This window comes from Anatilimnocola floriformis (assembly GCF_024256385.1).
Taxonomy (GTDB): Bacteria; Planctomycetota; Planctomycetia; order Pirellulales; family Pirellulaceae; genus Anatilimnocola; species Anatilimnocola floriformis.
Genome location: NZ_JAMLFW010000002.1, coordinates 802,837 through 815,401 on the forward strand (window position 1 = coordinate 802,837; position 12,565 = coordinate 815,401).

At 55.9% G+C, this 12,565-nt stretch carries 9 protein-coding genes; 8 read left to right on the forward strand and 1 reads right to left on the reverse strand.

What is annotated here, in order from left to right:
* Positions 1 to 146 precede the first annotated feature (146 nt).
* The 4 genes from M9Q49_RS27895 to M9Q49_RS35845 all read left to right on the forward strand — a co-directional run bounded on the left by M9Q49_RS27895 (position 147) and on the right by M9Q49_RS35845 (position 3,189).
* Positions 147 to 422 carry a hypothetical protein gene (locus M9Q49_RS27895; RefSeq protein WP_254512592.1) on the forward strand — a complete coding sequence of 92 codons (276 nt, stop codon included), beginning with the start codon at positions 147 to 149 and terminating at the stop codon, positions 420 to 422.
* A 221-nt stretch (positions 423 to 643) separates the two neighbouring features.
* Entirely contained in the window at positions 644 to 2,269 is a 1,626-nt protein-coding gene (locus M9Q49_RS27900) for a sensor domain-containing diguanylate cyclase (RefSeq protein WP_254512593.1), read from the forward strand.
* Between the two features lie 192 nt (positions 2,270 to 2,461).
* Positions 2,462 to 2,677, forward strand: a complete 216-nt coding sequence (locus tag M9Q49_RS27905) for a hypothetical protein (RefSeq protein WP_254512594.1) — start codon at positions 2,462 to 2,464, stop codon at positions 2,675 to 2,677.
* Between the two features lie 38 nt (positions 2,678 to 2,715).
* On the forward strand, positions 2,716 to 3,189 hold the full coding sequence (locus M9Q49_RS35845; protein ID WP_315861223.1) for a recombinase family protein: 474 nt from the start codon (positions 2,716 to 2,718) through the stop codon (positions 3,187 to 3,189).
* Positions 3,190 to 3,480: 291 nt separating this feature from the next.
* Here the strand turns inward: M9Q49_RS35845 and M9Q49_RS27915 are convergent, their stop codons facing one another.
* Entirely contained in the window at positions 3,481 to 3,879 is a 399-nt protein-coding gene (locus M9Q49_RS27915; RefSeq protein WP_254512595.1) for a hypothetical protein, read from the reverse strand.
* Between the two features lie 380 nt (positions 3,880 to 4,259).
* Between M9Q49_RS27915 and M9Q49_RS27920 the strand changes: the two genes are divergently transcribed.
* From M9Q49_RS27920 to M9Q49_RS27935, 4 genes are all read left to right on the forward strand, one after another.
* Positions 4,260 to 11,123 (forward strand): cadherin domain-containing protein, encoded by a 6,864-nt coding sequence (locus tag M9Q49_RS27920; RefSeq protein ID WP_254512596.1) that lies wholly within the window; start codon positions 4,260 to 4,262, stop codon positions 11,121 to 11,123.
* Between the two features lie 196 nt (positions 11,124 to 11,319).
* Positions 11,320 to 11,541 (forward strand): hypothetical protein, encoded by a 222-nt coding sequence (locus tag M9Q49_RS27925; protein WP_254512302.1) that lies wholly within the window; start codon positions 11,320 to 11,322, stop codon positions 11,539 to 11,541.
* A 57-nt stretch (positions 11,542 to 11,598) separates the two neighbouring features.
* Positions 11,599 to 12,165 carry an RNA polymerase sigma factor gene (locus tag M9Q49_RS27930; protein ID WP_254512301.1) on the forward strand — a complete coding sequence of 189 codons (567 nt, stop codon included), beginning with the start codon at positions 11,599 to 11,601 and terminating at the stop codon, positions 12,163 to 12,165.
* Entirely contained in the window at positions 12,158 to 12,496 is a 339-nt protein-coding gene (locus M9Q49_RS27935) for a hypothetical protein (protein WP_254512300.1), read from the forward strand. The genes M9Q49_RS27930 and M9Q49_RS27935 overlap by 8 nt, the downstream gene beginning before the upstream one ends.
* Positions 12,497 to 12,565: the final 69 nt, after the last annotated feature.

A 12,565-nucleotide genomic window follows, 5' to 3' on the forward strand; every position in this document is an offset into this window, starting at 1 on the left:
TCCTGGGAACAATCCCTCAGGAGTATAGACGTTTGATCGTTAATTCTGTTTCGGGTTTGGGTGCTAGCACGATCCGCAAATCGATCGAAACGCTAAACTGAGTGATCGCGGGCGAATCGCAGAACGGCATCTACGAGGCGAGTGGCATGGACGACGAAGTAAAGCGGATTGTCACGACGAGCTTCATGCTGGGCTTGCGCATTTCCCAAAGCATCAACAATCTGCCGCCCCCCGACCGAATCCGCTACACCGCCCTCATGGAAACTCTGATCAGCGTGGCCGGCGGCGAAGAACTGACGCTCGAAACCGCCCCCGATCTGCAAGAAGCCAGCCCCGCCACGGCAGAGTCGAGCGCCATCCAGCGCGACTACGCGTTGTTTCAACAGCTAATTGCCAAAACGGTTCTCGATCGGCTGCGCTAGGCCGCCCCAAGTGGGGGCCGGACGATTGGACCAGTTTCTCGCTACAAACCGACTCTTCGCGACAACCTGAACTGCCGCAGCGGCCAGATCCCCATTTGCGGATTCACCCGGGTGTTTTCGGGTACCCCGGCTCGTTCGCAGACATAGCATTCAAGTGCTTTAAGGAGAAGCCGGAAGCGACACTCGTCAGTTGTCGTGACAATAGTCCCTCGGTGGTTCCTATGCGTTGTCGCGCAGATCTCGTCAGCCTGGCAGTGGTCACCGTTCTTCTGGTGGCTGCCGGTGTGTATGTAAGCGGCATTCCACGGATGCAGATGGAGCAAGGCCGCTGGGTGGCACACACTCACGAAGTGCTGCATCAACTGGAGATTTTGTCGAGCCAACTGGCGCAAGCGCGCGTTCATCAGAACGCCCAGCTCCCTCCGAACCCCGGCACCGTGCAGGAAGAACAGGCGCGGATCGCCCAAGAGCTGCGGCAAACAATCGCAGAGCTGGCCGATCTGACGGCCGACAATTCTGCGCAACAAGAGCGCATCAAGCCGCTCTGGCAAGCCATCTCCACACGCCTGGTGAGTGCCGAAACCGACAGCGCGGCGAACTATCTGGAGATTGCCGACCGCATCAGCGAAATGAGTTCCGAAGAGGAGCAGTTGCTGAAGGCCCGCGAAGTGAAATGGCAACAAGCCGTGCGGGCCGCGCAATATCAGTTTCTGGTCACCATCGGTGTTGTCTACCTGCTGGCGCTGTATGCCTTCCGCTTGTCGCGCAGCGAAGCGAATGTGCGTGAGCAACTGTTGACGTTCGAGCGCGAGAAGGCGCAGACTCAGCGGAACCTGGCCGAGCGCATGGCGAAAATCGCCCAAGTGCAGCAGGACATTATCTACGAGCGCCTCAACTATCAGGGGGCGATGGAAGTGATCACACGTCGCGCGCAAGACATCACTCAAGCCGACGGCGTGGTCGTCGAAATGCAAGAAGGAAAAGAACTGGTCTACCAGGCCGCCAGCGGCACGATGGAACCCTTCATCGGCTTTCGCATGCAGACCGAAGGAAGCCTGGCCGGCCTCTGCATCGCGTCTCGCCATATGATTCGCTGCGACGACACAGAAGCCGACGCGCGTGTCGACAAGCACGCCTGCCGCAAAGTCGGCGTGCGGTCGATGATCGTCGTGCCGCTGCAGCACCTGGGCGAGATCGTCGGCGTGCTTAAAGTTGCCTCGTCGCGCGTGAACGCGTTCACCGCGGATGACGAGCACACACTGCAATTCATGGCCGGCGTGTTATCGGCGACGCTGCGCGACGCGACGCTTTCGGAGGAGTTGAAAACCCGCGCCTCCACCGATGCGATGACGGGACTGAACAACCATCGGCACTTTCAAGAATTCCTGGCCAAGGAATTCGGCCGGGCGCATCGCTACGACAATCAGCTCTCACTCATTCTGGGCGATGTCGATCATTTCAAAAAATACAATGACACGTTCGGTCATCAGGCCGGCGATGAAGTCTTGGCGCAGGTAGGCGCCATCTTGAAAAAGCACGGCAGAGCCTCCGACTGCGTGGCCCGCTACGGTGGCGAAGAATTTGCCCTGATCCTCACCCAAACATCGCTCGCCGGGGCGGAGGTTGTCGCCAACCGAATTTGCGAAGCCATGCGGGCTGCCGAATGGCCTCACGGCGCCGTCACGATGAGCCTCGGCGTCAGCTGCTTGGAGAATGGCTATGCAGCGCCGCCCGAGCTCATCGCCCAAGCTGACAAAGCCCTTTATCAATCGAAGGCCGCCGGCCGCGACCGAGTAACGATCGTCACGGCAGATCTCAGCGCGGGCTATCTCGCGCAATCACGCTAGCTGCATAGACACGGCTGCGTCGTCACGAAAAAAAGCCACAACTCTTGACAGCCAGCTACAACGCGAACGCGATCGGAAGAGCAAGAAGGCAAGGACGCTTAACCGCGAAGACGACCGCTTGAATCCTTGTCACGCTGGCCCAATAAACTGACTGTCAGAACGAAGTGAAGAGGTGAGAGCGAGGGTTAGAAGATGTGGCAAAAACAACCAGGCCAGAACCGTTATCGGTACGTGACCGACGGCCGCACGATCGCCGAGGTTCAAGAGGATGGCCACCTGTGGCACTGGCGTCGTTTTACGACGATCAATCAGGATGGAGTTCCCGGCGCCAGCGGATCGGAGCAAAGTCGTGCGATGGCCCAGCGGGAAGCCTTGCGAGGATTGAGCCGGCAGTTTGGAGCCGGTTGATCAACTTCCCTCGCACGCGAATGCATTAATCGAGTGACATCGAATGGTACCGGGACTACGAAACCGGCAAGACGTTAGCTCGACCGGAATTTGAGCGGCTGCAGAAGGATATCTTCAGCGGCAAGGTGAAGACAATTGTTGGCTGGAAGCTTGATCGCCTCTCGCGCCGGTTGCGTGATGGGGTGAATCTCTTGGCCGACTGGTGCGAGCGAGGTCTGAAGATCGTTGTCATCACCCAGCAAATCGAGCTGAACGGCCCGGTGGGACGCATGATTGCCGCAGTTATGCTCGGTTTGGCGGAAATCGAATTGGAGTTTCGCCGCGAGCGACAAGCCGCAGGCATCGAGGTTGCAAAGAAGAAGGGCGCGTTCAAGGGCCGCCAGAAGGGAACAACGAAAGGCAAGCTGGAGCGAGCGAAAGAGATGCTGGCGAAGGACTGGAAGCCAGCGGAGATTGCCCAGGCACTTGGTGTGTCGAGAAGAACGGTGTTCCGATACGTCAGTTGCGGCTGATTAGAGAGCCTAGCGCCACTGTACTATGAAAAATGAATCAATCTACGCGCCGAAGAAGTCAATTCGAGGGCAATGACCGACTCAGTAAAGATCCGTGCTCGCGTAGAGTCGGCCTGGCAGAATTTTTACCAGACCTCCCCGGGCGCTAAAAATCCCGGAATCATCTATTCCCGCTGTTGCGCCCGACCAACATTCCACCACGTTGATTGAAATGGCAAGACTTCGGCAAACTAATCAACCCAGCGCTGGTTTTAGAGGTCTCAAACGACTCGCGCCGTATTAATGTGCGAACTACGGCAAGTGCAGTTCCTTCTTGCCGGTGATCTGATCAACTTCGTGGGTCAGCCGAACAGCCTCACGTGCTCGCTGCTCATCCTCAAATTTTTGCACCTTCGTGTACCAGAAGTACCCGCCGATGCCTGCGATTAACAGCCCTGCGAACGTGAATACTGCACACGAGTTCATAGCGAAGTAAGCATTTCTCGACTCCGTCGCGAGATGTTTTTCCCAGAACTCTTTCTCCAATCCTTGCTGCTGCTGCGCACGCAGTAGATTTCCAACATTCTCACGAAGCGATCGATTGAAATAGGCGGAATTGCTCCAGATGCCTATCGCGCTGGCCACGGCCAGCAATGTGCCGCATGTGGTAATCCACTGGTAGAGATGTCCGTTGGGAAGGTTGGGCAACATCACGAGCCTCCATTGCTGCGAAAGTAAAATCTTTAGAAACGATTAATCGACGAGCGGCATGACGCGTCCCGAAAGGTGATGAGAGCAGGCACATGCTAGCGGCGATAAGTTCATGCGGTCTTAACACATCCGTCTCTTTAATAATAGCAAACGAACCATATAATATATTTCGATTCCGCAATTCATTTATTTGACAAGGTATGGCGTCATATAAGAAACCCAACCGGAGGATTATCGAGACTCCCAGCCGGTTTGGACGCCGGTGCTCCTACCACAGAAGGCGACTTAGGAACGAGCTGCCTTCACTCAGTGGCCTCACTTGAAGCCCACTGCGAATAAACCCCGCCTCATTTTTCTCTTGATTGCAGATGGGTTGAACCATGTTAAATCGCCGAAGTTGCATTGCGCGCACACGTCGCCTGTTCCTCGAGTCTCTGGAGACTCGACTTCCTTTGGCAACATTAAGCGACTCAGGTGGACCGACACTATTGATGACGCTGAGTGCAAACGAAGGGCTGACCTTATCGTCCGCAGGGGGCAACTATTCATTTATCAGCAATCAGACATTTGTGAATGGCGGAGTCAGTCAAGTCGCAGACTTTTCGGCGTTCTCGAGTTCGACCCTGAGTCTGAACGATCTAGCCCAGTATTCAGCGATCAATATTTTCGACGCCGATGCTAACGCCTCAGTGACATTCGCTAATAGCGGATCGAACAGCTTTGCAAGTGGCATCGCGGTCGTTCTCGATCATCCTGCAGCCGGCTCGATTGTATTCGAGGGCACGACCGCTCTTTCAGGATCGAACTATCTGAGTGTTTCTACGAGCAGGAATATCGAAGTTCATAGCGGCGCTAGCGTAAGCACATTCGACGGAAGCTTATCACTTCTCGCAAATCAGCAACTTACCCCGACTGCTGGTTCGTTCGTCGGCGTCCAAATCTCAAATTCTCAAGTCAAAAGCACGGGTGTCGGAAGCGTAACCGTTAAGGGGCGAGGTGGCACAAGCAGTGCGAATCTCAATCATGGCGTGTTTCTAGAATCGAGCGGATCTCTGATCACATCGCAAGGCGGTGCGATCGCAGTGGATGGGGCCGGGGGAGGAAACGGGACCAGCGTTTCAAACCATGGAGTTTTTGTCGAAGGAACGATTTTCAATGCGAGCGCTAGCGGGACGGTGACTGTCCGAGGTATCGGTGGGAACACAACTGGATCCGACAGCGATAGCAACATTGGAGTTTTTGTTCCGCGCGCCGACGCTCGCATTTCGTCGAATGGCGGAGCCGTCGCCATCGAAGGAACTGCCGGTGGAGCAGGAAGCGGGATCGGCAATTTCGGTGTCCAACTCGGCGGCACGATCAGCAGCAGCGGTACCAGCACCTCGTCTACCGTGACCGTGACGGGCACTGGTGGGCGCACAAGTGGGTATACGAACCATGGTGTCGTGCTATCGGCGCCTGCCGCACACATTACCTCCAGTGCGGGAGCTGTGCTTGTTGTAGGAACAGGAGGCGGGGTGGGGGCGAGCACTAGCAATCACGGTGTGTATTTCGACGCAGTGGGCGTGATTGACAGCTCCGGGCCGTTGGCCACTGTCACTGTTCGGGGATTTGGCGGCAATACCACGGGCACGGGCGGATTCAACGATGGAGTGGTAGTTGTCGGGCCGGCATCCCACATAAGCTCGAGTGGCGGCTCTGTCTCCGTTGAAGGGTACGGTGGCGGAGCTGGAGCGAGCACCGACAACATCGGAGTGTTGGTCGTCAACGGTGCAGCGATTACTAGCGAGGGCACCGCGGCACCTGTGAATGTTATGGGCGGCGGCGGCAATATTTCCGGGAGCGGCGGGCGCAATTTTGGTGTTTCGCTGATTGCTGCAGCTGCGCAGATTTCTTCCGCAGGAGGTGCAATTGCAGTTACCGGGACGAGCGGAAGTGGGGCAACCAGTTCCGCAGTTCGCACAGAGCTTGGCGGAAAGTTCATCGGTGTAGCGTCTGCAGTGATCACCGTGACTGCTGATTCGATCGAATTCCTTTCTTCAACCTCGATCGACGCTGGCAACAGTCCAGTCGTTCTCAGGCCCAAGACTGCCGCATTCGCGATCGATTTAGGAGGAGCTGATGTTCTTGCTGGGAGTGGATCTGGTGCGTTGGGATTGACCGATGGCGAGCTCGGTTCCGTGGTGGCGGGAACAGTCCAAATTGGTGACTCAGGCACTGGAGCGATTGTCGTGAGCGCGCAACTCACATCGGTGAATGACCTGACGCTGGTCACAAGCGCACAGCTAACCTCGAGTCAAGGCATCCTGATGGCACTCAACAAGAGTCTTGTCGTCAATGCCGGCGGAACGATCAGTTTGCCGAGTAGTACGAGCGATCTCATAGCTAGTGGGACCGGATCGATCTCATTGACCACGACGAGAAACATTTCGCTGGGCCTATTTGCGAGTATCACTACAGCAAGTGGTGACCTGTCGTTGAGTGCCAATCAGCAAGTTGCTCCGTCGACCGGATCCTTTGTTGGTATCGAGATCATCGGTGGAACGATCAACGTCGGTAACGGTAACTTATCCATCAAAGGTCGTGGCGGGGACAACTCGTCGAACAACTACGGCGTCTTCGTGAGAGGATCCCAAGGGCAAGTGATGTCGACTGGCGGCGCAATCCTCGTGGAGGGGAGGGCTGGGGGAAGTGGCGGCGGCAACTCGAATTTTGGCGTGTACCTCCTCTCCGGCGCAGGAATCTCTAGCGCGGGGAGCATGTCGACAGCGACGGTCACTGTGAAGGGCTACGGCGGCAATTTCAATGGCAATGGTGGCAGTAACAACGGAGTGGTAGTTGAACAGTCTGACGCGTTCATCAGATCAAATGGTGGCGCGTTGCTCGTTGAGGGAACGGGAGGGGGTGGCGGTGGTAGCGGGAACAACTACGGCGTCCACGCAATGGGCGGAGTGATCGAAAGTACGGCGGCGGCCGTCACCGTCAAGGGATACGGAGGAAATCTGAGTGGAGCGGTCGGTTCGGACAACTACGGTGTGCTTGTCCGCGGTTCCTCGGGACTAATCTCGGCGTTCAGTTCTGTAGTCGTACAAGGCACCGGGGGAGGGACCGGCAACAGCTTCAACAATTTCGGCGTCTACTTGTTGTCGGGCGGGACAATCACGAGCACTGGCACTGTGGCCAGTTCAACTGTTGCTGTCTCGGGAAATGGCGGGAACAGTACGGGGGCTGGAAATACCAATTTTGGAGTCTTCATCGAAAACTCTGCCGCGACGGTCAGTTCTAGCGGTGGGGCAATCGAAATCACTGGGATCAGCGGGAGCGGCGCTACTAGTCCCGCAATTTCACTGCAAAACACTGGCAGAATATTGGGGACGTCAGCTAACGCGATGGTGACCCTAGTCGGGGATTCGATGGATTTTCTGCCCAGCACATCCATCAATGCGGGATCCAATTTCGTCACTCTCAAGCCGCGGACTGCAGGCACTCTGATCAATTTAGGAGGCGACGACGGTTTGATTGGAAGCCCCTTAGTTCTTGGGCTAACTGATGCTGCGATTGATCGCGTTACTGCGGGAACACTCCAGATTGGGGTTCCGAGTAGTGGCACGATCAACGTCACTTCCGCAATCAGCTATGAGGGCAACCTCACGTTGGTGACGGGTGGCGGATTGTCTGGAAGCGCCGGCCTAACGACCGGATCTGCGACCGCCACAACGCTTCGAGTTCAACAAACCGGCAATTCGACTTACACCGGTGTCCTCGGTGGCAACACTACGAATGCAAACAACTTCCGCCTGATAAAGGAAGGTGCTGGCAGCTTAATTTTGACAGCCGCTCACACGTATGCGGGTAACACGTTGGTGAACGCAGGCGAATTGCGAATCAACGGTTCGCTCGCGGACACAAGCGAAACTCTAGCGCAGACCGGCGGAACTGTGGGCGGAACGGGGGTGCTCAACAATTTACTCAATGCAAGTTCCCTGAGTACTATTTCACCGGGCAACGGCATGATCGGTACGTTGACGGTAAACCATTCTGCACTCTCAGGGTTGCAAATGGGCAGCCCGAGTCAACTAAACATTGAGCTCGGCGGAATCGCGTCTTACGACAAATTGATCGTGAACGGCACCATTTCTCTTTCTGCTGGCGCTACACTCAACCTGTCTTCATTCAATGGCTATGCACCCGCGCCAAACTCTACATTCGTGTTCGTCGTTAACGACTCTAGCGACCCGATTGTCGGGACTTTTGTGGCAGGAGCTGGGAGTAGTCTTGTTCCGGGCACCGTGCTAACCGAGGGCACGCTTGTCAGTTCGAACTTCCTGGGAAGCGGCTTGCCTGCCTATATCACTTATCTAGGAGGCGATGGCAATGACGCTGCGATCACTCTCGCTGGCGGACAAATCGAAATCACGAGCGGTGCAACGGCGAGTATTCCAGAAAACAGCGTGGCGGCCGCTTACACGATTCATGCCGAGTTCCTCGGCCCGGGAGGTACGATTGCCTACGGCATTTCTGGAGTCGATGCGGCGCGATTCCAGGTGAATGGCAGTTCGGGAGCAATCACATTCGTAGCACCTCCCAACTTTGAGAATCCCGTCGACTCTGGATTCAACAATACCTACGACATCGTTGTGGTTGCATCAGCAGGACAATTGACCGCCACTAAGCCAGTGGTCATCACCGTTACCGATGTCAATGAGTCTCCGATGATCGCCGCACAAACTTTCTCGATTCCAGAGAGTGTTTCGATCGTAGTTAACGGGACCTTCGAATATCCCCATACGAATCCGGCAAATGGCCTTCCTTTCGGCTGGCAAAGAACAGGCAGCGTCGAAGTAATCGGGGAGGACTCTACTTCGGGCGCCGGTCCGGCATTCGATGGTGAACAATTCGTGGATCTGAACGGCGAGGGAACCGGCGGCGTTTCTCAAGTGCTGGCAACGGTTCCCGGCCACTCGTACTCCTTGACGTTTAGTTATGCCAACAATTACGTGTGGACAAGTCCGTCCAATCCTGCGACTGCGCTCGTTAGCATTCGAAACAATTCGACCGACCTAGTTCCGGCGTTCTCTATTTCTCATGGCTCATCTAACAGCTTAGGCCTGAATTGGACGCTTCATGCGGTCAACTTTACCGCTGCTGGCTCAAGCACCACTTTGCAATTTCTATCGACGATTCCGATCGGTGACGGCGGCATTTACATCGATGGGGTCTCTGTTGTCGACCAGACAATGGGCACCGTGAACGGCAGTGTTGTCGGCACCGTCAGCAGCAGCGACGTCGACATCAGCGATACCAAGACTTTCGCAATCACTGGCGGAAATTCATCTAACGCTTTCGCGATTCACCCCACCACGGGATTGCTCACGGTCACAAATGGCTCACTGCTGAACTTTGAGGAGAGGCCGACGTATGTCTTGATGGTTTCCGTGACTGACGCCGGTGGGTTGACTGCGACAAATAATGTGACGATCAACGTTACGAACCTCAATGAGGCTCCTATCGTTGCCTCGCAATCATTTTCAATCGCCGAAAACTCGCCCAATGGCACATTGGTCGGCACTGTCCTCGCGTTCGACATGGACCAGGCAGATTCGAGGACTTTCGCAATTACAGCCGGAAATCTGACCGGTGCTTTCACGATTACCGCGAACACTGGCGCAATTAGGGTGGCCGATAGCGTGCTCCTGGACTACGAGTCCGTTTCCAGCTTTGCGCTGACGGTGCGAGTCACCGACAGTGGTGGTCTTTCGAGCACCAGCGTAGTGACTGTGCTGCTCACGGATGTACGCTACGATCCGGCGCTGCTGAACGTCACTTCCTTCTCTTTGAATCCGGTACTGGCTGCCGCAGGGGTAGTCGCCACTCCTCATTTCAGCGCGGCGGGCTCTGTGGTTATGGACATCAGCGCAGGAACGACATTCAGCACTACTCCAGGCGGATTGTCGCTGGGCGCGTTCACGGCTGTGGTCCCGGCAACTGCCGGCTATCGCACCAAGGGCACGCTCAACCTTGGCAATGTTGCCGTCAACGGAGGCGCGCTGACTGCAGTTGGCGACGACGGGGTGCTCGTAGTTGCATATTTCGGCGATGTGACCGGGAATGGCACCTACACTGGACAAGATGCTTCGTATCTCGCACGGGTTTCTGTTGGCATCGATAACGGCTTCGAGCAATTCAAGTTGCTCGACCCAAATCTCATTGGAGACATCACTGGAAACGGCGACATAACGGCCCAAGATGTGTCATACGCAATGCGGACAGCTGTAGGCATATCCGTTGCAGAAGTTCCCGCGCCGCTGCCAACTGTTTCCTTGGTGCAGGGAGGACCAGACCCGAAACTTTCCGTGCCGCAAACGTTGGCCGCGTCACCAGGTGAATCACTGGTTATTCCCGTCGACATCGATAGCATCGTAAACCTCACAGGCAACGGTTTGATGTCGGCCGATCTGGTCATATACTTCGATCCCTCGGTGCTAGAGATCACTGAGGTTGCGCTGGGTAGCCTCATTGCGAGTCGGGGCTGGTCCATTTCTTCACAGATCAATCCTCTCGCAGGTCGGATCGACCTTTCGCTGGCAGGCACGAGCCCGATCGAGGGCGTATTCCGCGGGCAACTCGTTCAGTTGCATGCAAACGTGAAGTCAGACGCACGTTCGGGATCATTCGCTATCAATCTCGCCGCAAGTTCTCGCTATCGAACAACTCAGCTCAACGAAGGTTTCCTCACGCTGATTCCGGCGCCGACGGACGATCCGAATGACCCAATCGATGGTCGTCTCACCGTTCAAAGCCGGGAGCCAGGGGGCTCTCAGCAGGGCCAAGCCAGGCTATCCGGGGATCACCTTCTCATCACAGGGACAGACGGAGACGATAGTATTATCGTTGGACAGCTGCTCGATGGCCGCTTTCGAGTGCGTCTCGGACGCCAACACCTCGGGGACTTCGTAGCAGCTGGAGTCGCAATTGATTCCTTGAGAGGAGAGGACTTTGTCTACGCCTCTCCATTTGCATCGGCCGTCGTTGTAACAGGAGAATTGACGGAGAGTGACCACGTCTTCGGTGGAGAGAACACACAAATTGTGAACTCACAAACCCCTGAAGTGAGTCAACAAGGAGCGAGCAGCGGCACGCTAAATGATTCGGCACTTTTGCAACTCATTTCAAACTGGAGCAATGAGTTCAGTGACATTAATCCAAACGGACATTCCTCGCGTACTGGACTGTCACGCAGGCGATGAGTCTTTTTGAACTGCAAACAAATATCCCGCCCGGTCGACGAATAGCTTGCAATCAAATTGCCAAAGTAAGGTTGGTTTAGTTACATGCCTAAACTTTGGAGTATCGATCAGGGGCCGCGAGGTAAAGTCAGGCCCTAACAAGTCCGCCGCTATCCGCGATTACAAAGCCGCCAATCCGAAAGAGGTGTCTGAGGCGTTGAGCAAATCCGGATTCGACATCTTCGCTCAGTTTGTCAGCACGGTCCTATCTAATGCGAAGAAGAAGGGCGGCAAGGTTGGCAAGCGAGGCCGGAAACCGATGGCGGTTCCTGTGGATGGCCTGCAGCAATTGATCCAGGTGAAAAAGCTTGTGGATCAGATCGGCGGGTTGGAGAAGGCCAAGGCCGCGGTCGATGCACTTGCCCAGATCCTCGGGTAAGCAGTTCGCAGAAGATTTTTAGACAAATCTGCTGTGGTCGCGCATCATGTAGGGCGCATGAGTGCGACCCAAGCTTTTTCCGCGCGAGTTCGTGAGTGCACCGACCAGTTGGCGGTGACGGGCGTTGCTGCGCTGGGAATGCTGTATGACTTGACTGCGCAAAGACTTGTGCGGTTCGCGGTAACTGTATCCTATCACCAGCACGACGCCGAAGACGCGGTGCAAGCAGTTCTGGCCCGGCTGGCTACGAGCCCGCAGCAATTGAAGGACGTCGGCTGTCCCTGGGCTTATCTGCTGCGAATGGTTCGCAACGAAGTCATCGCCATCCACCGACGGCAAAAGCGCTGCACCGCAGCCGGCGATTTGTCGGATTTGATCACGCGCTGTCCCATTGATGAGGCTGAACGCGAAGAATCCCATCGCGCAGTCTGGGCTGCTCTTCGATCGCTGCCGGTTGATCAGGCCGAAGTGGTGGTTCTCAAAATCTGGGAGGAGATGACATTCGCCCAAATCGGCGAGATTCTCGAACTCTCGCTGAATACGGTTGCCAGCCGGTATCAGTATGGCATCGCCAAGTTGACCAGCCGACTGACCAAGCAACCCACGAGGGTGCGGCATGGATAACTTTGAATTCGAAGCGAACGAAATTGAGGAACTGCTGCGCTCCGCCGGCGAATATGTCCAGCCGTCTGACGATCTGCTGCCTGCGGTACTCGAGCAGGCCCGCTTGGCGCGCGCTGAATGGCGTGTGCAAAACTGGGTCTGGTTTGTGATGTTCAACATCGCGCTTTGCATCTTGCTTGTTGGTCACCTGCGTCTGGAGCCCTCGCGTGATTTTGAAATCATGGGCGCTCCCTCGTCGATCGCTCAGCAGGAGAATCCTGGCTGGCACGCGGTTGACCGCTTCACTGCACTTCGCCGTCGCCAGGCAGCTGTGCTGCCGTCGCCGAAGTAATCAGCAAAATTCTTAGACAAATTGGCGCCCGTCGCGCATCCGCTAATCAGTCCATGGCGGTTGAGTACC